General features: G+C 66.6%; 24 protein-coding genes and 1 pseudogene. 11 read left to right on the top strand and 14 right to left on the bottom strand.

Going from position 1 to position 26,213, the window contains the following annotated elements; genetic code table 11:
- Positions 1-33: 33 nt before the first annotated feature.
- On the top strand, positions 34-702 hold the full coding sequence (locus tag M529_RS30990) for an MOSC domain-containing protein (RefSeq protein WP_021317145.1): 669 nt from the start codon (positions 34-36) through the stop codon (positions 700-702).
- 7 nt (positions 703-709) lie between these two features.
- Here M529_RS30990 and M529_RS30985 read toward each other — a convergent pair whose 3' ends face one another.
- Together M529_RS30985 and M529_RS0124350 are read right to left on the bottom strand one after the other, a co-directional pair.
- Positions 710-2,737 (bottom strand): amidohydrolase family protein, encoded by a 2,028-nt coding sequence (locus M529_RS30985; RefSeq protein ID WP_021317144.1) that lies wholly within the window; start codon positions 2,735-2,737, stop codon positions 710-712.
- Positions 2,738-2,785: 48 nt separating this feature from the next.
- Positions 2,786-3,196 carry a cupin domain-containing protein gene (locus M529_RS0124350; protein ID WP_084490931.1) on the bottom strand — a complete coding sequence of 137 codons (411 nt, stop codon included), beginning with the start codon at positions 3,194-3,196 and terminating at the stop codon, positions 2,786-2,788.
- A 78-nt stretch (positions 3,197-3,274) separates the two neighbouring features.
- Between M529_RS0124350 and rnr the strand changes: the two genes are divergently transcribed.
- Positions 3,275-5,587: a ribonuclease R gene (rnr, locus tag M529_RS30980; RefSeq protein WP_021317142.1), complete on the top strand. Its 2,313-nt coding sequence runs from the start codon at positions 3,275-3,277 to the stop codon at positions 5,585-5,587.
- Positions 5,588-5,700: 113 nt separating this feature from the next.
- Here rnr and M529_RS30975 read toward each other — a convergent pair whose 3' ends face one another.
- Entirely contained in the window at positions 5,701-6,156 is a 456-nt protein-coding gene (locus M529_RS30975; RefSeq protein WP_021317141.1) for a universal stress protein, read from the bottom strand.
- Positions 6,157-6,342: 186 nt separating this feature from the next.
- On the opposite strand from M529_RS30975, the gene M529_RS30970 reads away from it, so the two are divergent.
- From M529_RS30970 to M529_RS48265, 4 genes and pseudogenes are all read left to right on the top strand, one after another.
- Positions 6,343-7,638, top strand: a complete 1,296-nt coding sequence (locus M529_RS30970) for a pyruvate dehydrogenase complex dihydrolipoamide acetyltransferase (RefSeq protein WP_021317140.1) — start codon at positions 6,343-6,345, stop codon at positions 7,636-7,638.
- Positions 7,638-8,039, top strand: a complete 402-nt coding sequence (locus M529_RS30965; RefSeq protein WP_021317139.1) for an acyl-CoA thioesterase — start codon at positions 7,638-7,640, stop codon at positions 8,037-8,039. Before M529_RS30970 ends, M529_RS30965 begins: the two co-directional genes overlap by 1 nt.
- 31 nt (positions 8,040-8,070) lie before the next feature.
- The gene (gene lpdA / locus M529_RS30960; protein WP_021317138.1) at positions 8,071-9,471 is read left to right on the top strand and encodes a dihydrolipoyl dehydrogenase; all 1,401 of its coding nucleotides are present in this window, start codon (positions 8,071-8,073) and stop codon (positions 9,469-9,471) included.
- Positions 9,449-10,015: pseudogene (locus tag M529_RS48265) on the top strand (phosphatase PAP2 family protein); the annotation flags it as partial. The gene lpdA and the pseudogene M529_RS48265, both read left to right, overlap by 23 nt.
- Before the next feature lie 48 nt (positions 10,016-10,063).
- On the opposite strand, the gene M529_RS50235 reads toward M529_RS48265, so the two are convergent.
- From M529_RS50235 to M529_RS30905, 11 genes are all read right to left on the bottom strand, one after another.
- Entirely contained in the window at positions 10,064-11,551 is a 1,488-nt protein-coding gene (locus M529_RS50235; RefSeq protein WP_040600429.1) for a DUF2142 domain-containing protein, read from the bottom strand.
- 296 nt (positions 11,552-11,847) lie between these two features.
- Positions 11,848-12,801: a hemolysin family protein gene (locus tag M529_RS30950; RefSeq protein WP_021317136.1), complete on the bottom strand. Its 954-nt coding sequence runs from the start codon at positions 12,799-12,801 to the stop codon at positions 11,848-11,850.
- 9 nt (positions 12,802-12,810) lie between these two features.
- Entirely contained in the window at positions 12,811-13,323 is a 513-nt protein-coding gene (gene ybeY, locus M529_RS30945) for an rRNA maturation RNase YbeY (protein WP_021317135.1), read from the bottom strand.
- 18 nt (positions 13,324-13,341) lie between these two features.
- On the bottom strand, positions 13,342-14,346 hold the full coding sequence (locus M529_RS30940) for a PhoH family protein (protein WP_021317134.1): 1,005 nt from the start codon (positions 14,344-14,346) through the stop codon (positions 13,342-13,344).
- 113 nt (positions 14,347-14,459) lie between these two features.
- Positions 14,460-15,809, bottom strand: a complete 1,350-nt coding sequence (gene miaB, locus M529_RS30935) for a tRNA (N6-isopentenyl adenosine(37)-C2)-methylthiotransferase MiaB (RefSeq protein ID WP_021317133.1) — start codon at positions 15,807-15,809, stop codon at positions 14,460-14,462.
- 9 nt (positions 15,810-15,818) lie between these two features.
- The gene (locus M529_RS30930) at positions 15,819-16,577 is read right to left on the bottom strand and encodes a lysophospholipid acyltransferase family protein (RefSeq protein ID WP_021317132.1); all 759 of its coding nucleotides are present in this window, start codon (positions 16,575-16,577) and stop codon (positions 15,819-15,821) included.
- Between the two features lie 4 nt (positions 16,578-16,581).
- A complete protein-coding gene (locus M529_RS30925; RefSeq protein ID WP_021317131.1) occupies positions 16,582-17,004 on the bottom strand; it encodes a Fur family transcriptional regulator in 423 nt (140 codons plus the stop codon).
- Between the two features lie 108 nt (positions 17,005-17,112).
- A complete protein-coding gene (locus tag M529_RS30920; RefSeq protein ID WP_021317130.1) occupies positions 17,113-17,538 on the bottom strand; it encodes a MucR family transcriptional regulator in 426 nt (141 codons plus the stop codon).
- Between the two features lie 114 nt (positions 17,539-17,652).
- Positions 17,653-18,132 (bottom strand): GNAT family N-acetyltransferase, encoded by a 480-nt coding sequence (locus M529_RS30915; protein ID WP_021317129.1) that lies wholly within the window; start codon positions 18,130-18,132, stop codon positions 17,653-17,655.
- On the bottom strand, positions 18,129-18,755 hold the full coding sequence (gene tsaB / locus M529_RS30910) for a tRNA (adenosine(37)-N6)-threonylcarbamoyltransferase complex dimerization subunit type 1 TsaB (RefSeq protein WP_021317128.1): 627 nt from the start codon (positions 18,753-18,755) through the stop codon (positions 18,129-18,131). Before tsaB ends, M529_RS30915 begins: the two co-directional genes overlap by 4 nt.
- Before the next feature lie 80 nt (positions 18,756-18,835).
- Positions 18,836-19,414, bottom strand: coding sequence for a NifU family protein (locus tag M529_RS30905; RefSeq protein WP_021317127.1), 579 nt, complete (start codon positions 19,412-19,414; stop codon positions 18,836-18,838).
- Positions 19,415-19,516: 102 nt separating this feature from the next.
- Between M529_RS30905 and M529_RS30900 the strand changes: the two genes are divergently transcribed.
- The 5 genes from M529_RS30900 to M529_RS30880 all read left to right on the top strand — a co-directional run bounded on the left by M529_RS30900 (position 19,517) and on the right by M529_RS30880 (position 26,200).
- Complete coding sequence (locus tag M529_RS30900; protein WP_021317126.1) at positions 19,517-19,987, top strand: pyridoxamine 5'-phosphate oxidase family protein; 471 nt, start codon at positions 19,517-19,519, stop codon at positions 19,985-19,987.
- 257 nt (positions 19,988-20,244) lie between these two features.
- Positions 20,245-21,621 (top strand): DEAD/DEAH box helicase, encoded by a 1,377-nt coding sequence (locus M529_RS30895; protein ID WP_021317125.1) that lies wholly within the window; start codon positions 20,245-20,247, stop codon positions 21,619-21,621.
- Positions 21,622-21,719: 98 nt separating this feature from the next.
- Entirely contained in the window at positions 21,720-22,277 is a 558-nt protein-coding gene (gene pnuC, locus M529_RS30890; protein WP_021317124.1) for a nicotinamide riboside transporter PnuC, read from the top strand.
- Positions 22,274-23,242, top strand: a complete 969-nt coding sequence (locus tag M529_RS48260; protein WP_021317123.1) for an AAA family ATPase — start codon at positions 22,274-22,276, stop codon at positions 23,240-23,242. Before pnuC ends, M529_RS48260 begins: the two co-directional genes overlap by 4 nt.
- 63 nt (positions 23,243-23,305) lie before the next feature.
- On the top strand, positions 23,306-26,200 hold the full coding sequence (locus M529_RS30880; RefSeq protein WP_021317122.1) for a M16 family metallopeptidase: 2,895 nt from the start codon (positions 23,306-23,308) through the stop codon (positions 26,198-26,200).
- The last annotated feature ends 13 nt before the right edge of the window (positions 26,201-26,213 follow it).

The following is a 26,213-nucleotide window of genomic DNA, read 5'->3' as shown; positions in this document are numbered from 1 at the left end:
CGTAACCCCGCTGCATCTGTGGCACAGCGGGGCATGGCCGATTCCTTCCTGACCATCGAAGCACTGTTGACCGGCACGCCTCGCCCTTTTCGTGGCGACGATCATAGCGCGATCGCCAAATCCCCCCGGAACGGCCCGGTGCCGGTCACCTGGATGGGGCTGGGCGGCGATGCCGTCGCGGACCGCATCCACCATGGCGGGCTGGACAAGGCGGTACATCTCTATGCGCAGGACCATTATGACTGGTGGCGCGAACGCAAGCCGGGCCATCCGCTGCTGGATGCGCCGGGCGCCTTTGGCGAGAACATCGCCTCGCGCGGGATGACGGAGGCCGAGATCTGCCTGGGCGACCGCTTCAGCTTCGGGTCGGCCGTGGTGGAGGTCAGCCACGGGCGCCAGCCATGCTGGAAGCTGGATCACCGGTTCGGCGCGCGGGACGTCATGGCGACGATCGTCAGGACGGCGCGCTGCGGCATCTATTTCCGCGTGATCCGGGAGGGTGAGGCGGAGGCCGGCACCCGCATGGAACTGCTGGAGCGGCCTCTACCGGAATGGCCGATCGAGCGCGTATTCCGGTTGCTGATCGCCGGCGGCCACCGCGCCGATCCCGACGCGGTACGCGCGCTTGCCGCCATGCCCGTTCTGGCGGAGGCATGGCGGGACCGGGCGTGGAAATTGGGGTCGGTTTCCAGCGCAGGTTAGGAGCCTGTCACTTCCCCGCCGGCGTCACCTTGGGCGCGTCCGCGAAGGGCGTGATGCCGAATTCCGGATAGACCTCTGCCGGGAAGTAGAAGGCGCCGTCCTTCACCACCATGGCGATGGACTTGATCGCCTTCAGATCCTTCACCGGATCGCCGGGCAGCAGCATGAAATCGGCGAGCTTGCCCTTCTCGATCGACCCATAGCTTTCGCCCCGTCCCATATAGCGAGCTGTTTCCAGCGTCGCCCGGGCAAGGATGTCGCCGGGCGTCATGCCGATCTTCTGCATCAGCTCCAGTTCGCGATGATAGGTGAGCGCGCCGCCCGTGTCGGTACCCGGCACGATGAAGACGCCGCGCCGATTGAGCATCGTCAGCGTCGCCACGATCTTGTCGAATGCGCCGCGATAGGCCGCATCGTCGCCCGGCGCGGAGGTGTCGACCATCGCCTTCTTGAGGCTGCGCTGCGTGCCGATCGGCATATGGTCGATATAATCCACGGCGCCCGGCGGGACCTGGCCGTCGCGATTCTGGGTCAGCATCTCGTGGATGCCGATCGTGGGATCGATGGCGATCTTCTTCTCCACCATCGTGCCGATCGTCTTCTGCACGGGCGCGCTGTCGAGGTCGAGCGCGGGAAGGCGCTTGAGCGCGGTCAGGCGGAAGAGGGTGCGGGTGTCTTCCTCCGGCTTGATGACCCAGCCCAGCATGAACTGGTTGATATGGGTCATTTCGTCATAGCCGGCCGCCATCATCGCGTCCGCATTGGAGAAGGCGGGGACATGGCCCGCGACGCGCAGGCCCAGCCGATGCGCCTCCGCCACCATTGCGGGCACCCAGGCGGGGGTGATGCTGTTGTAGATCTTGACCTGCCAATAGCCGCGCGCCGCGTACCAGCGGACGGCATCGACCGCCGCCTGTTCGCTGTCGACGACGAAGCCGTTATTGGCGCTGAACGGGCTCTTCCCCTCGATGAAGCCGCTGCGGACGATATGCGGGCCGGCGATGGTGCCGCCGTCGATGCGCTTGATCAGCGTGTCGAGCACCGCATTGTCATTGCCCATGTCGCGTACGGTGGTGATGCCGGCGATGAGGTTCAGCAGCGCATCGTCCTGGCCGATATGGCCGTGCATCTCGTTGAAGCCGGCGAGAAGCGTGCCGCCCGCGCCATCGATGGTGGTTTCGCCGGGCGTGGCGGGGCTGTCCAGCGGCTCGATGGCGGCGATGCGATCGCCGTTCACCAGGACCGAGACAGGCGCGGACAGCGTCTTGCTGTCCGGCTGGAAGATGCGCACGTTGCGGATGCGGACGGGGCCGTCATAGTGATGCGCCGTCTTCTGCTGGATGCTGACATAGCGCTCGGTCGACAGCTTTTCGGCCATCGCGCGCAGCTTCGCTTCGTCCTGTTCATAGCCTTCGCGCACGATGACAAATTCGGGCGTCATGAAGGCGAAGAGGGCATTGTCGGCGTCCAGCGCGATATAGCTGGGGCTGGTGTCGATGCCGCCCAGGGCATAAACCTTGACGGCGGCCGTGCCCGCCTTGCCCGCTACACCCATGTCGCCGGCCGGATCGAGCGAGAGGATGCCGCCAGGCAGCGCGGGCAGGCGATGGTCGGCGTCCTTCAGCACGGCGCGGGCATAGAGGCCGAGCGCCCAGGGGCTGCCGCTCTGCGCGACGTAGATCGCCTGTTCCTTGGTCACGGCGCTGCCGGGGCCAGTCGAATCCTTCCAGCTCGCCTTCGCGCCGGTGCGGGAGAAGCTCTCGTTCACCTTGCTGCCGAATGTGGTCGTGCCCGTGATCGTCCATTTCGCCGGGAAGCCGTTGGCGTCGACGTCCAGCACTTCCTTCATCGTCGGGCCGCGACCGTTATTCTTGTAATCGTAGTCGATGCTGGTCTTCGCGCCGTTGGTGTCGGCGATCAGGTGGCCGACGGTCTTCTGCCCGAAGATGACGCTGAAGCGCTCTTCGCGGGCGAGGGCGGCGGCAGGGAGGAGCGAGGCGGAAAGGCCGAGGGCCAGCAGGATGCGTTTCGTCATGCGCAGCCTTCAAGCATGGCGCGCACCCGATCGTAAAGCGGGAACCGTTCAGCGCGGCGCCTCCACGCGGTCGCCATGGCTTTGCGGCGTCGAATTGACGAGGATATCGACCGGAGCGGACGACCGGTTCTGTGCCTGGTGGGCCATGCCCGGCGGGATTTCTATGCCCTGGCCGGGCGAGAGGGTGAACGTCTCTCCGCCCGCCTCCATGGTGAACTCGCCGGCGAGGACATAGAAGAATTGCCGCGCGCGCTGATGATAGTGACGGACCTCCGCCGCGCCGGGGGCCAGCCGTTCCTGGATGACCGACATGCCGTCGCGCTTCACCAGATGCCAGCCGTCATTGGTCCCGCCCCAGACATAATGTTCGGCCTTGCCCTTGTCGATCGGCGCCGCCGCCGGCGGATCGGCGGCGGCGGCGAGAAGCGGGACGAGGAGGAGTAGCGCAAGACGAGACATGCAGGGCAGAACGAGCGGGCCGCGCCGTGCCGCCATGGAACACTGGCGAAGGGCGGGGACCGTCCCTATAGCTGATCCATGGCATCGACCCAGAAAAACAAGACATCCGCCAAGGTCCGCCCGGCCGGTTTCCCCACGCGACAGCAGGTGATCGACTTCATCGCGGAATCCGACCAGCCGGCGGGCAAGCGGGAGATCGCCAAGGCCTTCGGTCTCAAGGGGCAGGAGAAGATCGCGCTCAAGGCGCTGCTGAAGGACATGGCGGACGAGGGGCTGATCGACATCGGCCCGGCGCGGGCCTTCCACAAGATGGGAGGGGTGCCCAAGGTGACGGTGCTGCGGATCGTCGATGTCGACGACACGACCCTGATCGCGACGCCGGAGCGCTGGGAGGCGGAGGGGCAGCCCGCGCCGCGGTTGCGGGTGGTGGAGCGGGGCAAGCCCAAGACCCGGCAATCCGCTCTGACGATCGGCGACCGCATTCTGGCTCGCACCGAGGAGGCCGGGCGCGGCTGGGTCGCGCACCCGATGAAGAAGCTCGCCAAGGCCAGCGAGGAGCTGCTGGGCGTGGTCGAGGAAGGCGAGGGCGGCAAGCTGTGGCTGCGCCCGGTCGACAAGCGCATCCGCAAGGACACTCCGATCAGCGATGCCGGCACGGCGAAGCGCGGCGACCTGGTGCTGGCCGAGCCGGTGGGGCGGCCGCCGCGTATTTCGGCGCGGGTGACGGACATATTGGGCGATCCCTTCGCGCCGCGCAGCTTCAGCCTGATCGCGATCCACAAGCATGGCATCCCCCATGTCTTTCCCGAGCGAGCTGAGGAGGAGGCGGTGGTCGCTTCCGCCCTGGCGCTGCACGAGGACAAGCGGGAGGACCTGCGCCATCTGCCGATCGTGGCGATCGACCCGGTGGACGCGCGCGACCATGACGACGCGGTCTGGGCCGCTCCCGACGAGGATGCGGCCAATCCGGGCGGATACAAGGCGATCGTCGCTATCGCCGACGTCAGCTATTATGTGCGGCCGGGCAGCGCGCTGGACAAGGAAGCGCGCAAGCGCGGGAACAGCGTCTATTTCCCCGACCTGGTGGTGCCGATGCTGCCGCACCAGCTGTCGTCCGACATGTGCTCGCTGCGGGCGGGGCAGGACCGGGCGGCGATGGCCTGCCACCTCACCATCAATGCGCAGGGCAAGGTGACGGGGTGGCGCTTCACGCGCGCCGTGATCCGGGTGGCGGCGGTGCTGGCCTATGAGGATGCGCAGGCGGCGATCAACGGGCAGAAGGATCATGACTTGCTGGAGCCGGCGCTGAAGCCGCTCTGGGCCTGCTGGGCGCTGTTGCAGAAGGCGCGCAAGGCACGCGATCCGCTGGCGCTGGACCTGCCGGAGCGGCGCGTGGTGCTCGACGAGCGGGGAAAGATCGTCAGCGTGGCGGTGCGCGAGCGGCTCGACGCGCACATGCTGATCGAGGATTACATGATCGCCGCCAATGTCGCGGCCGCCAAGGCGCTGGAGGCGAAGAAGGCCCCGGTGATGTACCGCGTGCACGAGCCGCCGAGCCGCGAGAAACTGGTCGCGCTCAAGGATTATCTCGCGACCTTCGACATCGATTTCGCGCTGGGGCAGGTGGTGAAGCCCTCCACCTTCAACCGCCTGATCGACCGGATCGGCGAAGCGGAGGAAAAGCCCCAGATCATGGAGCAGATCCTGCGCAGCCAGACCCAGGCCTATTACAGCCCGCAGAATATGGGGCATTTCGGGTTAGCGCTCGGCTCCTACGCGCATTTCACCTCGCCGATCCGGCGCTATGCCGACCTGCTGGTGCATCGAGCGCTGGTCGGCGCGCATGGACTGGAGCTGCCTGCGCCCAAGGGCGGCATGCCGCCCGAGCGGACGTCGCTGAGCGGCGAGGACCAGGAAAATATGGGCCGCGTCGGCGAGATGATCAGCCAGCATGAGCGGCGTGCGATGGAGGCGGAGCGGGAGACCGTCGATCGTTATGTCGCGGCCTTCCTCGCGGCGCATGTCGGCGATCTGGTGGAGGCGCGAATCACCGGGGTGCAGAATTTCGGCTTCTTCGCGACAGTCGAGGGGCTGGGCGGCGACGGGCTGGTCCCGGTGTCCACCCTGGGCGAGGAACGCTTCTATTATGACGAGGCGGCGCGGGCGCTGGAGGGGGTGGAGAGCGGTGACCGCTACACCGTCGGACAGCGGCTTCCACTGCGGCTGGCGGAGGCGGACCCCATCAACGGATCGTTGCGCTTCGAGCTGCCGGACCTGCCGGCGCCGCGCGGCGGACCGCTGAAGCGCGATCGCATGCGTCCCGGGACCAAGCGCGGACGACCCGCCAACATCCGGCATATCGGGTCGAAACGGGGAAAGCATCGGAGATAGCCGGTCTCCTTAGCCCCCGTTCGGTTCGAGCAGCTTCGAGCTTGTCGAGAAGCGACCGTCGAGAATGGTTCTCGACAAGCTCGAACCGAACGGGAGGGGAGAGGAGAGAAGACTCAGCTCAGCCGATCGATGGCGTCCGCGTCCAGGCCGCCGGGAATGATCATGATCGGGCAGGACATCTTGCCCGCGTCGGAGCCGGTGAAATGCGAGACCAGCGTGCCCGGGGGGCCGCTGGCGGCGGCGCCCAGGACCAGTGCGGCGACGTCGTCCATCTCCTCCAGCGTCTTGCGCACCACGGTGACGGGATCGCCCTGCCGCACGGTGATGCTGGGACGGATGCCGGACTCCTCGGTCAATGTCCCGGCGGCGCTGATGACCAGCGCTTCGGCGCGTTGCAGCGCCTCTTCCTCCATGGTCGCCTGCACGCCCCCCCATTGCACGAACTCGGCGGGCGGGATCAGTGCGAGGATGCGCACGGTGCCGGCTGTCTTGGCGGCGCGGCGCGCGGCGAAGCGGAGCGCGGTTTCCGCCTCCGGCGACTCGTCGACCACGACCAGATAAGTGCGCATTGCCCCGTTTCCCTGATCCTCGACCGTGGCGCACCGGAATGGCGTGCGCCGCCGGATGAACCATAGAGGTGAAATGTGGGGCATTATCGGGCCGGGTGCAAGCCGCAGCCTTGACCCTGTGCCCTAAAGCGTCAAAACGGGCCACGCACCGGCTGCACCCGGAAAAAGAAGAAGAGGCCTCCACCCATGAGCATAAAGATCCAGATGCCCGCCCTTTCCCCGACGATGGAGGAGGGGACGCTGGCGAAATGGCTGGTGAAGGAGGGCGACACCGTCTCCTCCGGCGACCTGCTGGCCGAGATCGAAACCGACAAGGCGACCATGGAATTCGAGGCCGTGGACGAAGGCACCATCGCCAAGATCCTGGTGCCCGAGGGGTCGGAGGGCGTGAAGGTCGGCACCGTCATCGCGCTGCTGGCAGGCGAAGGCGAGGATGCTTCTGCCGCCGCAGAGGAAGCGGCGCCGGCTGCGCCTGCCGCCCCCGCGGAAGCCGCGCCCAAGGCCGATGCCGTGCCCGCCAAGGCGGAAGCCCCCGCGCCCAAGGCGGACGCCGTGCCGGCTGCGGCCGAGGGTGGTCGCGTGAAGGCGAGCCCGCTGGCGCGCCGGCTGGCCGAAGAGAAAGGCATCGATCTGGCGGGTGTGACCGGGTCCGGCCCCAATGGCCGCATCGTGAAGGCCGATCTGGAGGGCGCGAAGCCGGCGCCTGCCGCCGCACCTGCACCCGCCGCTGCGGCCCCCGTTGCCGCTTCCGCGCCGGTCGCCGCCCCGGTCCATGCCGCGCAGGACTTCGGCATCCCGCACGAGGTCATCAAGCTCAGCGGCATGCGCAAGACCATCGCGCGCCGCCTGACCGAATCGAAGCAGCAGGTTCCGCACATCTACCTGACCGTCGACATCCAGCTCGACAAGCTGCTGAAGCTGCGTGGGGAGCTGAACGCCGGGCTTTCCGGCCGCGGCGTCAAGCTGTCGGTCAACGACATGCTCATCAAGGCGCTGGCCGTGGCGCTGGTCACCGTGCCGGAATGCAATGTGCAGTTCGCCGGCGACCAGATGCTGAAGTTCAAGCGCGCTGACATTTCCGTCGCAGTGTCGATCCCGGGCGGACTCATCACGCCGATCGTGACCGAGGCCGACAGCAAGGGCGTGGCGGCGATTTCGGCGGCGATGAAGGATCTGGCCGACCGGGCCAAGGAAGGGAAGCTGAAGCCCGAGGAATATCAGGGCGGCACCGCATCGCTTTCAAACATGGGCATGTTCGGCATCAAGCAGTTCGAAGCGGTCATCAATCCGCCCCAGGGCATGATCATGGCGATCGGCGCGGGCGAGAAGCGGCCCTATGTGATCGACGACAGCCTGCAGATCGCGACCGTGATGTCGGCCACCGGCAGCTTCGACCATCGCGCCATTGACGGCGCCGACGGTGCGAGGCTGATGAAGCTGTTCAAGGAGCTGGTCGAGAACCCGCTCGGCATGCTGGCCTGATGGCGGGACATGACGAGGATCCGCCGGCGCAAAGCCCGGCGGTGCGCGTCATCGCCATGCCCGCCGACACCAATCCCTATGGGGATATTTTCGGCGGCTGGCTGATGAGCCTCATGGACTCCGCGGCGGGATCGGTCGCGGCGCGGCACAGCCACGGGCGCGCCGTGACGATCGCGGTCGAGGGCATGACCTTCCTGCGCCCGGTGGTCGTGGGGGACGAGGTGTCGGTGTTCGCGACGCTGAAGTCGGTCGGCCGCACGTCGATGAAGATCGACGTCGAAGCCTGGCGCCGGACCCGGCACGACGACCGGTCCTATCGCGTGACGCGGGCGACCTTCACCTTCGTCGCCATCGGCGAGGACCGCCAGCCCCGGTCGGTTCCGCCCATGCCGGGCGAATGACAAGATTCTGGAAAAGAAGCGAGAATTGAGCATGGCTGAGAATTACGATGTCATCGTGCTGGGCTCCGGCCCCGGCGGCTATGTCGCGGCGATCCGCTGCGCGCAGCTGGGCCTGAAAACCGCCATCGTCGAGCGCGAGCTGCTGGGCGGCATCTGCCTCAACTGGGGTTGCATCCCGACCAAGGCGCTGCTGCGTTCGGCCGAGATCTTCCACTATATGCAGCATGCCAAGGACTATGGCCTGGCCGCGGAGAAGATCACCGCCGATCTCGACGCGGTGGTGAAGCGTTCGCGCGGCGTCGCCAAGCAGCTGAACCAGGGCGTCACGCACCTGATGAAGAAGAACAAGATCGCCGTGCACATGGGCACCGGCAAGCTGACCGGGAAGGGCCAGCTGACCGTGACCGACAAGGACGGCAAGGCGACCGAGCTGGCGGCGAAGAATATCATCGTCGCCACCGGGGCGCGGGCGCGCGACCTGCCCAACCTGCCTGCAGACGGCAAGCGCGTATGGACCTATCGCCACGCCATGACCCCGCCCGAAATGCCGACCAAGCTGCTGGTCATCGGATCGGGCGCGATCGGAATCGAGTTCGCCAGCTTCTACAACGACATGGGCGCCGATGTGACGGTGGTCGAGATGATGGACCGGATCGTCCCCGTCGAGGATGCGGACATCTCCGCGCACCTCGAAAAGGCGCTGAAGAAGCAGGGCATGACCATCCTGACCAAGGCTGGGGTCGAGAAGATCGAGGCCAAGGCGAGCGGCGTGACCGCGTCGATCAAGGACAAGGACGGCAAGGTCGCGACCACCGAGTTCAGCCATGTCATTGTCGCCATCGGCATCGTGCCCAACACGGCCGATATCGGCCTCAAGGAACTGGGCGTGGCGATCGACGACCGCGGCTTCCTGAAGACCGATGCCGCGTGCAAAACCAATGTCGAGGGGCTCTACGCCATTGGCGACATCACCGCGCCGCCGTGGCTCGCCCACAAGGCCAGCCATGAGGGCGTGATCGCGGCCGAGGCGATTGCGGGCAAGCATCCCCATGCCATGGATCCGCGCAACATTCCCGGCTGCACCTACTGCCATCCGCAGATCGCCAGCGTCGGCCTGACCGAGGCCAAGGCGAAGGAAGCGGGATATGAGGTGAAGGTCGGCAACTTCCCCTTCATCGGCAACGGCAAGGCGATCGCGCTGGGCGAGCCGGACGGCTTCGTGAAGACGGTGTTCGACGCGAAGACCGGCGAGCTGCTGGGCGCGCACATGATCGGCGCGGAAGTGACCGAACTGATCCAGGGCTATACCATCGGCAAGACGCTGGAGACGACCGAGGCGGAACTGATGGAAACGGTGTTCCCGCACCCGACCATCAGCGAGACGATGCACGAGAGCGTGCTGGCCGCCTATGGCCGCGTGCTCCATATCTGACCGGCGCACAGCGACGATCAGGGGCGCGGGGGCTTTTGCTCTCGCGCTCCTTTTCGTTTGCGTGGTGGCGTGGCTGCAGCGGCAGGGGATGCTGGACTGGCTGAACCTGCGGTTGATGCTGCTGGCCGGCGATGTGCGGGACGGCGGTGTCGGCCGGCACGTCACGCCGGCGATGCGGATCGCCAGCGCCGTCGGCGGGACCGGCGGAAGGCTGGTTCTGCTCGGTCTGGCCTTGCTGGTCCTGGTTGTCGGGCCGCAGGGGCGAAGGGCTGCGTGGCTGGCGGGCACCGTCGCCGGCGGAACATTGCTCAATCTGGCGCTGAAGCAGATCTTTGCCGCGCCCCGGCCCGACCTGCTGCCTCACCTCGACATGGTCACCACCTACAGCTTTCCGAGTGGCCATGCGGCGGGGAACATGATGTTCTTCGGCGCGCTGGCGATGCTGGGCGGACGGCGCTGGGGCTATGCGTCGGCGGCGATGGCCATCGCGCTGATTGGCATCAGCCGCGTCTGGCTGGGCGTGCATTGGCCCAGCGACGTGCTCGCCGGATGGGTCGAGGGGCTTGGCTGGCTGGCGCTGTGCGCGCTGTGGTTACCAGCGCGGGGAGGGCAGGAGCAGCGCGTGGATGAGGCTGTCGTGGGGCGGCATGCCGTCGGCGGTGACGAAGCCGTGGACCCAGAAGCTGTCATAGGCCGTGGCGGCGGCGATCAGGAGCAGTAGCGCCGCGCTCGCGGTGAAGACCGGCGGCGCCCAGCGCACCGGCCGGCCGGGCGACAGCGCGAGCAGGGCGAGGGGCAGGACGGGCAGGAAATAGCGCCCCTGGGTGCCCTGGATATAGTCGGCGCCGAGCGGCGTGCCGGTCAGGTACATGGCCGTTTCGATCAGCAGCGCGACACCGGCGGCGATCGCGATCCACCAGAGCCGCTGGCCGATGCCGGCGGGCGTGCCCGAGCCGCTCAGCAGGCCCGCGACGAGCATCAGCGCGGCGAGCGGATAGGCCGCGAGCGGCAGCAGGATCGCGTTCCAGCCGAAGCGGCCGACGATCTGCAGCGCATAGACCGGCGCGCGCTCGGTCACGCTGGAGATCAGGACGTGGGCATAGGCGAGCGGGTCGGCGAGGATGATGGCGAGTTGGTCGGCGAGCGGCGCGGTCATCATGGTCTCGCCGGTCTTGCGGGAGGCGATGTGGTACAGTGCCTGGCTGCCGCCCGAGAATTTCATCCAGAGGACAAAGCAGGCCGCGCCCGCCGCCATGGCGACCAGCAACAGGCAGGGCCGCGCGTCGCGGCGACCGGCGGGCAGGCGCAGACCGGCGGCCATGAGCGGCAGGTACACGCCCTTCGCCAGGGCCAGCAACGGCGCCGTCAGGAGCAGCCCGCCAGCAAGCGAGGCGGAGGCGGCCATGAAGCCCATGCGCAGCGCCAGCGCCAGGCCAAGGAAGCCGAGGCCGTTGATGACCGCATCGGGGGAAAGCGATCCGGTCTGGTAGGCGAAGGTCGGAAGCAACGCTGTCGCCAGCATCGCGTTGCGGCCGAAGGGCAGCAGGCGCAGCGCCATCAGCAACAGCACAAGGCCGGTCAGCGCGTTGACCAGCCGTCCCGCATAGAAGGCTCCCAGGCGCGGCAAGCCCAGCGCATCCCCGATCAGCAGCCCGGCGGCACCGGGCGCATAGAGGGTCGGCGCGTAGCTGGCGACATTGGGAAAGTCGGCAAAGCTCCGTCCAGGCCGCTCCGCATCGGCTGTCCAGCTGTGGGCCAGCATGGTCCGGTCATAGCGCTGGATCTGGCCGGTGGGCTCGGTGGGAAAGTCGATCGCGTGCAGTTCCACTGCCGCGCGAGGCAGGTCGGCGCCGATCAGCGCCCCGCGTTGCTCCGTCAGCACATGGCCTTCGGAAAGCATCAGCGCCTTCATATAATGCTGGTTCTCGTCGGGCGCCTGGAAGGGCGGCGTCAGGACGGCGAAGAACAGGGTGGCGATGCAGATGGCCAGAAGAAGCAGTTTTTCGGACACGGCCCACGGTGCGACGAACAGCATGTCGGCATGCTGCGCGTGCCTCCGGGAAATCCGTTCATTTCGCATCGTACCGCTTGCACCTCAGCTCCGGTTGGTGACGCGGTTCTAGGCTGTAAGGCTTAATATTTGACGGATGCGGGCGGGAAGGGGCCTGTGCCGGTTTTGGCCAGAGGTGGACACAAGGGAACCGTTCGGGCTGAGCTTGTCGAAGCCCTGCCCTTTTCTTCAAAGCACTGTGCTTGAAGAAGAAGGGAAGCCCCCTTCGACTGCCTGCCAGGGCAGGCGCTCAGGACAGGCTTCGACAAGCTCAGGGCGAACGGAGAGTGTATCCGTAATCCACCCTCCGCCATTCAGCGGAGGCTCTATTCGTCGCCCTCGTCCTCCCGCACCACCGGCGGGTGAAGGCGCAGGCGGGTGACGCGGCGGCCGTCGCTGTCGAGGATTTCGAGCTTCCAGCCGCTTTCCTCATGCTCAAGGATCTCGCCCGGTTCGGGTACGCGGCCGGCGATGACGAAGGCGAGGCCGCCCAGCGTGTCCACATCCTCCTCGATATCGCCCAGCTTCGCGTCGATCTCTTCGGCCACATCGTCCAGTTCGGCGCGGGCGTCCGCTTCCCAGAGGCCGTCGTCGAGCGGGATCAGCATTGCCTCGGGCGCGTCGTCATGCTCGTCCTCGACCTCGCCCACAATCTCCTCGACCAGATCCTCGAAGGTCAGCAGCCCTTCCGTACCCGAATATTCGTCGAGCACGATGGCGAGATGGGTGCGCTTGGCGCGCATCTCGGCCAGCAGGTCAAGCGCGCCCATGCTTTCGGGGACATAGAGGGGCTGGCGGATCAGGGGCGCGATGCTGTCGGGCACCGGCACCTTGCCGGCCAGGACAGCGAAGGCGTCGCGGATGTGGACCATGCCCACGATCGTGTCGAGCGTCTCGCGATAGACGGGGACGCGGCTGTGCCCCGCCTCGGCGAAGAGGGCTGCCAGTTCCTCGAAGCTCGCCTTCTCCTCGATCGCGACGATGTCGGCGCGCGGCAGGGCGACGTCATCCACGGTGCGTTCCGAGAAATGCAGGAGGTTGCGGACCATCTGGCGCTCGATTGCGGACAGGTCGCCCTTGGCAGGAGGAGCGGAGCGCTCGCCCTCATCCTCGCCATCATATTCGTCGAGTGCCTCTTCCAGTTCCTTGCGGAGACTGTGAGCTTCTTCCTCTCCGAAGAGGAGCGACTTGAGGCCGCTCCATAAACCACCCTCGTGGCCGCTACTGTCCGGTTCCTTGGTTGATTCCCTGGAACCCTCCTTGGGGCTGCCCTCAGCCATATGTCCCTTTCAAACCCCTGTTTCACGATCCCCATAGGGATCAGCTATGCCCAGGCTGTCGAGCGCGCGGGTTTCCAGCGCTTCCATCGCCTCGGCTTCGGCATCGACCATATGGTCATATCCAAGCAAATGAAAAGTCCCGTGCACGATCAAATGCGCGGCATGGTCCGCGACCGACAGGCCTTTCTCCGCTGCCTCGCGGGCGCAGACCCCTTCGGCGAGGACGATGTCGCCCAGCAATACCTCGCCATCATCGGTGTTGGCCGTCGCCTCCAGCAGGTCGTGCTGGACCATCGGGAAGGACAGGACGTTGGTCGGTCGATCCTTGTCGCGATAGGCCCGGTTGAGCTGGTGCACCTCCTCGTCCGAGGTGAGCTTGACCGCGACTTCATAGGTCGCGGCGTCGGTGAGGAAGGCGGCATAGGGGCTGTGGCCGATGGCCGCGGCGACGGCGCGCTCGGCCAGCGTTTCCCACTCGGTGCCGGGCCAGCCCTGCTCGTGCAGGAGGGCGACTTCGATCATCTTGCGTTCTCCGTTCGCCTAGGCATCCGGCCCCTCATAGGCCTGGACGATGCGGCCGACGACCGGGTGGCGGACGACGTCGGACACGTTGAAGGGCACCACGGCGATGCCCTCCACGCCTTCCAGCCGAGTGACGGCGTCAGCGAGGCCGGAAATGCCAGGCTGCGGCAGGTCCACCTGGCGCGGGTCGCCGCAGATCACCATGCGGCTGTTCTCGCCGAAGCGGGTGAGGAACATCTTCATCTGGGCGATGGTGGTGTTCTGCGCCTCGTCCAGCACGATGAAGGCGTTGGAGAGGGTGCGGCCGCGCATGAAGGCGAGCGGCGCGATCTCGATCTCTCCGCTGGCGATGCGGCGCTCCACCTGCTCGGCGGGGAGCGTGTCGTAGAGCGCGTCGTAAATCGGGCGGAGATAGGGATCGACCTTCTCCTTCATGTCGCCGGGCAGGAAGCCCAGCCGCTCGCCCGCTTCCACGGCGGGGCGGGAAAGGATCAGGCGATCGACGCTGCCGGCGACGAGCTGGCTCACCGCCTGGGCGACGGCGAGATAGGTCTTGCCCGTGCCCGCCGGGCCGAGGGCGAAGATGATGTCGTTGCGGGTCAGCGCCTCCATATAGGTGACCTGCGTGGCGGAGCGCGGGACGATGGTCTTCTTGCGCGTGCGGATCATCACCTTGGGCGGCTCGGCCACGTCGTGGCGGATGATGCCGTCTAGCGTGGGTTCGGCCGACATGGCGATCACGGCCTCGACAGCGCCGCCGTCGATCTCCTGTCCCGCGACGATGCGGTTGTAGAGGCCGGTCAGCACGTCGCGGGCGCGGGCGGCGGCTTCGGCCTCGCCCTCGATCTGCAGCTTGTTGCCGCGCGCGGCGATATAGACGCCGAGGCGATTTTCGATCGCGACCAGATTCTGGTCATATTGGCCGAACAGCGTGCCGAGTAGGTGCGGCCGCTCGAAGCTGACCTCCAGCCTGGCGCGTTCGGCGGTGTCGGCGCGGTGGGTGTGGTTGGGTTTCTTGGACATTCAGCAGCCTCCCTTCTTCTTTTCCGTCCGCGATGCCGGAGCAAGGCGCCATCGTTCCGAAGGACAGGTCCGGAGATGGGTTCCCGCCTGCGCGGGATCGACGGATTTTGGGATCAAGCGGCTTTCCTCCTGCTGGGTTCTCCGGCCAGGCTGTTCGGCCCGGCGCTGATGATGTCGACTTCGACCATGTCGCCGATGGCGAGGTCGGGGCCAGGGACGTGGACCGACTGGAGCCAGGGCGTCTTGCCGACCAGCTGGCCGGGATGGCGGCCCTTGCGTTCCAGCAGGATCCGGGTCCGGCGGCCGACGGTCGCGGCGTTGAATTCGGCCTGGTGCCGGTTGATGGCGGACTGCAATCGGGCGAGGCGGTCGTCCATGACCTGTAGAGCGACCCGGTCACTCATTTCGGCTGCCGGCGTGCCGGGGCGCGGGCTGTATTTGAAGGAATAGCATTGTGCATAGCGCACTTGTTCGACGATCTTCAGAGTATCTTCGAACTCCGCATCGGTTTCGCCGGGGAAGCCGACGATGAAGTCGCCCGACAGCGCGATGTCGGGTCGCACGGCACGAACACGGTCGATGATGCGCAGATAGCTGTCGACGCTGTGGCTGCGGTTCATCGCCTTGAGGATGCGATCATTGCCCGACTGCACCGGCAGGTGGAGGAAGGGCATCAGCTTGTCCACTTCGCCATGGGCAGCGATCAGGCCGTCGCTCATGTCGTTGGGATGGCTGGTGGTGTAGCGGATGCGCTCCAGGCCCGCGATCTTCGCCAGCTCGCGGACGAGCCCGTCCATGCCCTGCACGCGGCCCCGGTCGTCCTCGCCGGTCCAGGCGTTGACGTTCTGGCCGAGCAGCGTGATTTCCCGCACGCCGCCGTCGACCAGCGCCTTCGCCTCGTCGAGGATCGCCGACCAGGAGCGGCTGATCTCAGCGCCGCGCGTATAGGGCACCACGCAATAGGTGCAGAATTTGTCGCATCCTTCCATGATGGTGAGGAAGGCGGTGGGGCGCGCCTGCTTCGCGCGCCCCGGCAGGGCGGCAAATTTGGAGGCGAGCGGCATGTCGGTGTCGACGGCTTCCTCGCCACGCCCCGCCCTGTCGATCAGGTCGGGCAGGCGGTGATAGGCCTGCGGGCCGACGACGATGTCGACCGTCGGCGCGCGCCGGCTGATCTCCCCGCCTTCGGCCTGGGCGACGCAGCCGGCGACCGCGATCATCGGCCGCGAGCCATCCTCCCGCACCATGCGGCCGATATCGGAATAGACCTTTTCTGCTGCCTTCTCACGGATATGGCAGGTGTTGAGGATGACGAGGTCGGCCTCCGTTCCGTCGGCCGCAGCGGTCATGCCGCGCGTGCCCAGCATCTCCGCCATGCGCTCGCCATCATAGACGTTCATCTGGCAGCCGAAGGATTTGACGTGGAAGGTGGCCGGATTTTTCGGGGCGTCGCTGCGATTCATGCGGTCCAGCTATACAGGGGGGAGCGCCGGAGCGGAAGGCCGCTGGTGCAGCGCGATGCTGGCGGCGATCCGGTCGCGCGCCAGGGTGGCAATCTCCTTGCGATCGGCGCAGGCGGACGGGTCGAAGGGCTCCAGGAAGCGCAAGGTCACGTCCAGGCGGCCGGGGCGGGCCAGGACGCGCGACGCGTTGGTGCCAGCCGGCTCTTCGCCGACCCAGGCAATGTCCGTCGTCGCGGCGCCATAGTCGATATGGACCGGCTGGACGATGACGGGGCAGGGCGGGGACATCAGCACCGCCAGCAGGGACGGCTTGAAGGGGAGCAGCGCGGTGCCGTCGCCGGTGGTGCCCTCCGGAAACAGGGCGACCGGCTGGTGGCCCGCCATGGCGGCGCGCAGGGCGTCGATCTGTCCGGCGAGCGCGCCGCGCCGCTCGCGTGCGACGAACAGCGTGCTGTTCTGGGCGGCGAGCCAGCCGATCACGGGCCAGCCGGCGACGCCGTCATGCGAGACGAAGGCGGCGCCGGTCGCGCCGCCGAGCGCCAATATGTCGATCCAGCTCAGATGATTGGCGAGGATGAACAGGTTGCCGGACGCGGGACGGCCTTCGATCCGGACGCGCGCGCCGACACCGCGGGCGGCGAGGGCCAGGAAGCGTCGCGGCCAGGGCGAGGGGCGCCCCAGCGCACGCCAGAGCAGATGCGGCAGGAGGCAGCAGAGCAGGCTGCCCGCCAGCGCGCCGATCCGAAGCCAGCGGCGGAAGGAGCCCAAGCCGTCAGTTCTTGCGATCGAGCGCGACCCCGTAGAGTTCCATGCGATGGTCGACCAGGCGGAAGCCCAGCTTCTCGGCGATCTGCTTCTGAAGCTGCTCCAGTTCCGGATCGACAAATTCGATGACGTTGCCGGTTTCGACGTCGATCAGATGGTCGTGATGGGATTCGGGCGCTGCCTCGTACCGGGCACGGCCGTCGCCGAAGTCGTGCCGCTCCAGAATGCCCGCTTCCTCGAACAGGCGAACCGTGCGGTAGACGGTCGCGATGGAAATGCCCGAATCCACCGTGGCGGCGCGGCGATGCAGTTCCTCCACATCGGGATGGTCGGTTGCGTCGCTCAATACTTGGGCGATGACCCGGCGCTGCTCGGTTATGCGCAGTCCCTTTTCATGGCAAAGGGCCTCGACGTCGATCTTGCGGTTCATGCGGGCTCGCTGGCTCAGGGTCAAAAGTCACGGCAAGCCTAGCGGCTTTTCGCCCAAGGTAAAAGGGGCGCGTTTCCGCGCCCCTTATCAACGTCTTGCAGGCAGTGCTTACTTGCCGGCGCGGGTACGGCGGCGCTTGGTGCCCAGGCCGATCTTCTTCGCCAGCGAACGGCGCTGCTCGGCATAGTTGGGGGCGACCATCGGATAGTCGGCCGGCAGGCCCCATTTCGCGCGATAATCTTCCGGCGTCATCTGATAGTGAGTCATCAGGTGGCGCTTCAGCATCTTCAGCTTCTTACCGTCCTCAAGGCAGATGATATAGTCGGGCTTGATAGACGAGCGCACGGAAACGGCGGGTTCCGGCTTGACCTCTGGCACGGCGGCAGGCGTCGCGAGACCGGACAAGGCGCTATGAACATTCTGGATCAGCGACGACACGTCCGAAACAGCGACGCTGTTGTTCGAAACATGGGCTGCGACAATATCGGAAGTCAGGGTGATGAGCAGTTCGCTCTGTGCCGAGTCGGTTTCCATTTTTTGTCTTTCCTGCGAGGGCTCTATATTGTGCGACCCGCCCTGAAAAACGCAGTTCGAGAGCGGTATTGCGTCGCTAGCCTCTGTCGGCAGGATAGGCAAGGATTTATTCAGTCATATCATCATGTCGAGCCGAAAGCTGAGGGCATCGTGTAATTGACCATCATTGCCGCGATAGTAACCGGGACGACGGTGTACATATTCAAATCCAAGCTTTTCGTAGAGTTTTATCGCATTGTTGGACGCGCGCACTTCGAGATTCATGGACGTGATGCCCCTGCGGCGCGCCGTGCGGAGCGAGTCACTCACGAGCGCATGACCTATGCCTCTGCCACGCCACAGCGGATCCACGGCCAGCAGCAGCAGTTCGCACTCGTCGAGCACGGAACGCACCAGTGTGAAGCCGAGCGGCGCGGCGTCCAGCCGGGCGATGGTCAGCCAGGTGCCGGGCATTATCATCACCCCGGCCACCTGGGGCAATGTCCATGCCTCGCCGAAGACGGGATCGAAGGCGCGGGCCATGACCTGCATCGCGTCGGCCAGGGCGTTGCGTTCGCCCTCGTCATAGTGATCGAGATGAATGTTCGGGATCATCGCCTCTGCATATCGTCCATGGGGCGGGCGTCCGCGCCGCGCCCGTAGATCGGAATGGGTGGCAGTGCTGGCAGCGCCGCGATCAGCGGATAGTCCCGCGCGTCGGGGTAGAGACTCACCGCCGTGCCATGCCCGCGCGTGGTGACCAATGCCTCAGCGCCGGTACCGTAGAGTACCGGCGTATCCAGTTGCGCGGCGAGCGTCGCGATCGGCGTGGAGGCAGGATCGGTCAGCGGTTGTCGCCCGTCGGGCGCGAAGCTTTGCCAGAACAGCTCGCCATGCCCGCCCGTTATGGTGACGGTGATCGCGCCCTGCGCATGATCCTGCGCGGCGCGTGCGGCGATCAGAGACAGCGCGCCATAGCCCAGCAGCGGCAGTTTCCAGGCGAGTGCGAGCGCGCGGGCGGCGGCGATGCCGATCCGTACACCGGTAAAGCTGCCCGGCCCGACATCGATGGCGATCGCGTCGGCGCGGCCGCCGTCGGGAAGCGCGGCGATGACGGGCAGCAGCGCCTCCGCATGGCCGCGACCGACAATGTCATGGAAATGCGCGACGGGGACTCCGTCATCCAGCAACGCGACGGACATGGCTTGCGTCGCGGTGTCGATGACCAGAATGCGCAAGAAGGACTCCCCTGAGAACGCCGCACCGATAGGGCAGCATCATCGGTTAGCCAAGAGGGCGGCTTATGCCAAATGCGTCGTCAGACGGCGCGGACTTCCGTAACTTCCGGCACATAGTGCTTCAGCAACTGCTCGATCCCGTTCTTCAGCGTCGCCGTGGAGGAGGGGCAGCCCGAGCAGGCGCCCTGCATGCGCAGGAACACGGTGCCCTTGTCGAAACCCCGATAGACGATGTCGCCGCCGTCGTTCGCCACGGCCGGACGGACGCGGGTGTCGATGAGATCGCGGATCTGCGCGACGATTTCCGCATCCTCGGGATCGTCGGCGAAATGCACCTCCTCTTCCGGCGGCACGTCGATGCCATCGGCGCCGCCGCCTGCGAACAGCGGCATGTTGGCGGAGAAATGGTCGAGCAGGATCGAGAGCACTTCGGGCTTCACGTTGCTCCAGGCGGCGCCGGGCGCGATGGTAACGGAAATGAAGTCGCCGCCGAAGAAGACGCCGGTGACGTCTCCCAGGCCGAAGATCGTTGCGGCAAGCGGCGAAACGTCCGCCTCTTCGGGCGTGGCGAAGTCGCGGGTGCCCATGCCCATGACCACGCGGCCGGGCAGGAATTTGAGGGTCGCGGGATTGGGCGTCGCTTCGGTCTCGATCAACATGCGCGCTATGTGGCGATGGCGGGCGGGGAGATCAAGCGATGGTTGCGGGGAACTTCCCGCGCGGCGGCTCATTCCTTTTCCACATCTTGGAAGGAGAGAGACATGAGCAGCGAAGAGGATATCCGCGAGCGTTTCTGGAGCGACCTGTCCGCCAGCCCGTTCCTGATGGTGGGCCTGACCGGCAGCACCGAGCACAGCCTGCCGATGACGGCGCAGCTGGACCCGGCCGCCAACCACTGCTTCTGGTTCTATACCAGCAAGTCGAACCGGCTGGCGCCCGGCGGCCCGGCCATGGCGCAGTTCGCGAGCAAGGACCATTATCTCTTCGCCTGCATCGAAGGGACGCTGGTGCCGGAGAACGACCCGGCGGTGATTGATCGCTATTGGTCGAAGCAGGTCGAGGCCTGGTATCCGGAAGGACGGAACGACCCCAGTCTGCTGATGCTGCGTTTCGATCTGGGCACGGCGGAAATCTGGCGCGCGGACATGTCGATTACCGGCGTGTTCAAGCAGCTGTTCGGTGGCGACGTGCGTTCGGAGATGCGCGGGAAGCACGCCGAAGTCGCGCTGTAACGGCGCGCAATCGCCTATTGGGGAAAGGCGGCCGCCGGGCAATATCTGGCGGCCGCTTGCTTTTTCCTCGCTTCTGCATCATATGCGCCACAGATCGTCGGGCGTTGAGCCGCCGGCAGCGTGAGCGTTCCTCGGAACGGGCCGGCACGATCCCGAACCACCTATCCTGAGGCTTCCCTTGTCACGCGGGTCGTTTCGCAGCCCGCCTGCGTATCCGGCCGATGCCGGCTGCCGTGGCATTTTATGGAAGTATCATCATGCAATTCACTGACCTTGGCCTCGCCGAGCCGATCCTGAAGGCGCTCGCCGCCAAGAAATATACGCTCCCCACCCCAATTCAGAGCCAGGCCATTCCGGTGCTGCTGCAAGGCCGCGACCTGTGCGGCATCGCCCAGACCGGCACCGGCAAGACGGCCGCCTTCGCGTTGCCCAGCCTCGACTTCTTCGCGCGCAACCCCAAGGCGACGCCGCTCAACGGCTGCCGGATGCTGGTGCTGTCGCCGACCCGCGAGCTGGCCGCGCAGATCGCGCAGAGCTTCCGCGACTATGGCCGGTTCATGAAGCTGTCGGTCGAGGTGGTGTTCGGCGGCGTGCCGATCAACCGCCAGATCAAGGCGCTGAGCCGCGGCGTCGACATCGTCGTCGCCACGCCGGGCCGCCTGCTCGACCTGATCGACCAGCGCGCCTTCACCATCAAGGATACCGAGATCTTCGTGCTCGACGAGGCGGACCAGATGATGGACATGGGCTTCATCCATCCGCTGCGGCGGATCGCGAAGCTGCTTCCGGCCAAGCGGCAGAACCTGTTCTTCTCCGCTACCATGCCCAAGGAGATCGAGGCGCTGGCGGGCCAGTTCCTGAACGATCCGGTCAAGGTGAGCGTCGCGCCGCAGTCGACCACGGCGGAGCGGGTGCGGCAGCAGGCGACCTTCGTCAACCAGGGCGAGAAGCAGGCGCTGCTCCACCTGGTGCTGGCAAGCGAGGACATCGACCGCGCGCTGATCTTCACCCGGACCAAGCATGGCGCCGACCGCGTCGTGCGTTTCCTGGAAGGGGCCGGCATCGAGGCCTTTGCGATCCATGGCAACAAGAGCCAGGGCCAGCGCACCACCGCGCTGCAGGCGTTCCGCCAGGGCAAGGTCAAGCTGCTGGTGGCGACCGACATCGCCGCGCGCGGCATCGACGTGTCCGGCGTGTCGCACGTCATCAATTTCGAGCTGCCCAACGTGCCCGAGCAATATGTCCACCGCATCGGCCGCACCGCGCGTGCCGGCGCGGAGGGCGTGGCGATCAGCTTCGTGGCGGATGACGAGCGGCCTTACCTCAAGGCGATCGAGCGGGCGACGCGGGTGAAGCTGGACATCGTGCCGCTGCCGGAGAATTTCAGCGAGGCGGTGCGCAACCTGCCGAAGGCCGCGCCGCAGCGGAAGGGCAAGCCGCAGACCCCGGCGCAGCAGACCAAGCGTGCCGACGGCCAGCGCCGGTACCAGGACCAGCAGAAGCAGCAGCGCGGCACGGCCGATCGCGCCCATCGTACCGATGGCGAACAGCCCGCGAAGAAGCCCTTCCACCGCCGTCGCGGCAGCGTGGGCGCGCACAAGGGCGCGGTGCAGCGTACCGGCGCGCCGCGCTAAATCGCATCGTCCCTCGCAATCCGTTCCGCACGGGACGGATTGCGAGGGACTGGCGCTTCCTCTAGGCCCGCTGGCGCAATGATGACGAAGGCGCCGGCGTGAGTTCGCTTGAATGGGTCGCCGCCGCATTGGGGCTGGTCAATATCTGGCTGGTCGTGCGGCGGAGCATCTGGAACTATCCGTTCGGCATCGCGATGGTGGTGCTCTATGGCTTCGTCTTCTTCGAGGCGCGGCTCTATTCCGACGCGCTGCTGCAGATATTCTTCCTGATCGTGCAGTTTTACGGCTGGTGGAACTGGGCGCATGCGCGGGCGGACGCAGGTGCGGTGGAGGTGCGGCTGCTGACGGCGAGAGCCCGCATCGCCTGGCTCGGTGGCGCCGCTGCGGCGACGCTGGGCTGGGGATGGCTGATGCACCGATATACCGATGCCGCCTTCCCCTGGTGGGATGCGGGCGTGGCGATGCTGAGCGTCGCGGCGCAGATCCTGATGTCGCGGCGTTATGTCGAAAACTGGCTGTTGTGGATCGCGGTGGATGCGATCGCCATCGGCCTCTACGCCGCACGCGGATTGACGCTGACAGCCTTGCTCTATGCGGTCTTCCTGGGGATGGCGATCGGGGGATTGCTGGGCTGGCGGCGAGCGCTGCGGCGATGACCCGCGGCTTCCTGCTGGGCAAGTTCATGCCGCCCCATGCCGGGCATGTGCTGCTGTGCCGCACGGCGGCCGCGCTGGTCGATGAACTCACGATCCTGGTCTGCTGGTTGCCGGACGATCCGATCCCCGGGCCGTTGCGGCTGGAGTGGATGCGCGCGCTGTTTCCGAATGCGAGGGTGATCGGCCATGACGCGGTGGTGCCGCAGACGCCGGACGAGCATCCCGATTTCTGGCCGATCTGGCGCGCCATCGTCCAGACCGTGCACCCCGATCCGATCGATGTCGTCTTCGCGTCGGAAAGCTATGGCGCAAGGCTGGCGGCGGAGGTCGGCGCCCGTTTTCATCCGGTCGATCCGGGGCGGGAGGCGGTGCCGATCTCATCAAGGGCGATCCGTGCCAATCCCTGGGGGCATTGGCCGCACATTCCCGGGCCGGTGCGGCCTTATTATGCGCGCACCATCTGTCTGCATGGTCCGGAAAGCACTGGAAAGTCCAGCCTCGCGCCCCGGCTTGCCGCGTCCTTCGACACCGGCATGGTGCCGGAATACGGCCGCACCTGGTGCGAACAGTTCGGCACCGACCTCACGATGGATGACCTGTTGCATATCGCCACCACCCACGACGCGATGACCCGCGCGATGCTGCCCGAATGCAACCGTCGCCTGATCCTGGACACCGATCCGCTGATGACGGCGGCGTGGGCGCGGATGCTGTTCGGCCGGCGCGATCCCTGGTTCGACCGATGGCGCGGACATGCGGACCTCTACCTGCTGCTGGATATCGACCTTCCCTGGATCGACGATGGCACCCGCCTTTTCGGCACGGTGGAACGGCGGCGGCTTTTCCTCGACATCGCGCGCGAGGAGCTGGAACGGGCCGGCGTGCGATGGGCCTGGGTGCGCGGCGACGGCGAGGCACGGTTCGAAAGCGCGATGGAGGCGATCCGTGCGGCCGGGCTGGCCTGACGCTGCGATGCACCCCCATTTGTCAGTAGCCATTCAGGAAAATGCCACTAGGCTGCGGCGCCTATGAACCTTTTCACCCGGCGTTCCGCCGCTTCGCTTTCGGTCCTCGCGCTGTTTCTGTCTGGCCCCGTTTCGGCTGGAGCCCCGGCTGTCGCGCCGACGACGACTGCTCCTGCAACCCCCGGATCGACCAGGGCGCAGGTGCGCCCGTGGCTCTACGAGAACAGCGACGTCCCGATCGACACCGCCTGGACGTTCGGCACCCTGCCCAACGGCCTTCGCTACGCCGTCCGGCGCAATGGCGTGCCGCCGGGACAGGTGTCGGTGCGGTTGCGCATCGACGCCGGGTCGCTGATGGAGCGGCCCGACGAGCTGGGCTATGCCCATTTCATGGAGCATCTGACGATGCGCGGGTCGCGCCATGTGCCCGATGGCGAATCCAAGCGCATCTGGCAGCGGCTGGGCGTGACGTTCGGCAGCGACAGCAATGCGAGCACGACGCCCACCGGCACGACCTATGCGCTCGACCTGCCGCAGGCGACGCAGCAGAGCCTGGGCGAAAGTCTGAAGATTCTGGCCGGGATGATGGCCGACCCCAACATCGTCGACAGCGCGGTGGATGCCGAGCGGGCAGTGGTGCTGGCCGAGAAGCGGGAGTCGGATGGGCCGCAGCTTCGCGTGTCGGATGCGAGCCGGGAACATTTCTTCGCCGGGCAGCCGCTTGCCAAGCATCCGCCGATCGGCAGTATCGCGACGCTGAACGCCGTGACCGCATCGAAAGCGGAGGCGTTCCATGCGCGCTGGTATCGGCCGGAAAACACCGTGATCGCGATTGCGGGGGACATTGATCCGGCGCTGGCCGAGCAGCTGATCAAGGAGAATTTCGCGAGCTGGACGGGCACCGGCAAGGCAGAGCCGTTGCCGGATTTCGGCGCGCCCGATACCAAGGCGCCGGCGACCGCGGTTGTGGTGGAGCCGGGCGTGCCGCTGGGCCTTACCATGGCCTGGCTGCGGCCGTGGAAGCCCCATGCCGACACCATCCTCTATAACCAGGACAAGCTGACCGACATGCTGGCGCTGCAGATCGTCAGCCGCCGGCTGGAGCAGGCGGCGCGCGCGGGCGGCAGCTTCCTGCAGGCCGGCGTCGATCAGCAGGACGTCAGCCGATCCGCCGACGGCACGTTCCTGACCATATTGCCGTCCGGCGACAATTGGGAAAAGGCGCTGCAGGATGTGCGTGCCATCATCGAGGATGCGAAGGCCGCGCCGCCCAGCCAGATCGAGATCGACCGCGAATATGCGCAGATGGATACGGCGCTCGCGATCCAAGTCGAGAATATGGACACCGAGCCGGGCTCGCGCCAGGCGAGCGACCTGGTGAGCGCCGTCGATATTCGCGAGACGACGGTGAGTCCCCAGGCCGCGCTCGACATTTTCCGCAGCGGCAAGCCTGCCATGACGCCGCAGAAGATCCTGGATTCGACCCGTCGGCTGTTTTCCGCGGGCGTCTTTCGCGCGTTGCTGGTGACGGGCAAGGTGCAGCCCGGTATCGACGCGAAGCTGGCGGCCGCCGTTGCCGCACCGGTCAAGGCAGCGACCAATGCCCGCCTGGCCGAAAAGGCGGTGACGATGGACGACCTGCCGCCGCTTGGGACGCCCGGCACGGTGGTGTCGCGCACGCCCGTCGGCTTGCAGGGCATGGAAAGCATCACCTTTGCGAACGGCGTGAAGCTCACCCTGTTCGCCAATGACGTCGAGACCGAGAAGGTACGGATCAACGTCCGTTTCGGGCGGGGCCAGCAGGCCTTTTCCCCGACCCGGCCGGAACCGGGCTGGGCGGCGGACTATGCGCTGGTGGCGAGCGGCATCGGCAAGCTGGGCCAGCGGGAGCTGGACGACCTGACCAATGGCCGCCGCATGGGAATGGAATTCTCCATCGCCGATGACGCCTTCGAGCTGAAGGCGTTGACCCGGCCGGCGGATTATAAGGACCAGCTGAGGTTGTTCGCGGCGAAGCTGGCGGCGCCCGGCTGGGATTCCGCGCCGATCGCGCGGGTCAAGACAGGCGCGGCGGTCGCCTATGACGCGATGTCGCGATCGCCCGACGCGGTGCTGGGGCGCGACCTCAACTGGCTGCTGCACGACAAGGACGTGCGGTTCCGCACGCCCTCGCGCCAGGAGATCGAGGCGCTGACGCCGCAGGCTTTCCGCGCGACCTGGGAGCCGATCCTGGCTTCGGGGCCAATCGAGGTACAGCTGTTCGGCCAGGTCAAGGCGGAAGAGGCGATTCAGGCGGTCGCCGCAACCTTCGGCGCGCTCGCGCCGCGCGCCGCGCTGCCGGTGCCGCAGGCGAACCGGCTGATGCGTTTCCCGGCCCATGTCGAAACGCCCGTGGTGCTGCGGCACAAGGGCGACAAGGAGCAGGCCGCGGCGGTCCTGGCCTGGCCCACATCCGGCGGCTTCACGATGATGAAGGAAGCGCGCCAGCTGGAGATCCTGACCCAGATCTTCAACGATCGCCTGTTCGACAAGCTGCGCTCCACCGAGGGCGCCGCCTATTCGCCCAATGTCCAGAACAACTGGCCTTTCTCCTTCGAGAGCGGCGGCTATATCCTGGTGTCGAGCCAGGTGCGGCCGGACCGGATCGGCTATTTCTACCAGGTGGTGAAGGATACGGCGGCGGACCTCGCGAAGACGCCGGTCAGCGACGACGAGTTGCAGCGCGCGGTCGCGCCGATGCGCCAGTTGCTGGCCCGGGCGAGCACCGGCAACGCCTTCTGGATGAGCCAGATGGCGGGCGCGGCGCAGGACCCGCGCTATGTGACCGCGATGCAGACCATGTCGCAGGACATGCTGAACGTGACCCCCGCCGATATCCAGGCGCTCGCGGTGAAATATCTGCTGCCCGCCAAGAGCTGGTCGGCGGTCGTCCTGCCGGAAGGCGTGGCGGCGCGCTGAGAGGCCGTATAGG

Origin of the sequence: Sphingobium ummariense RL-3, assembly GCF_000447205.1 — a bacterium.
Classification (GTDB): Bacteria; Pseudomonadota; Alphaproteobacteria; order Sphingomonadales; family Sphingomonadaceae; genus Sphingobium; species Sphingobium ummariense.
Note: the sequence above shows the minus strand (reverse complement) of the source record. Positions and strands in the feature narration are given on the sequence as shown.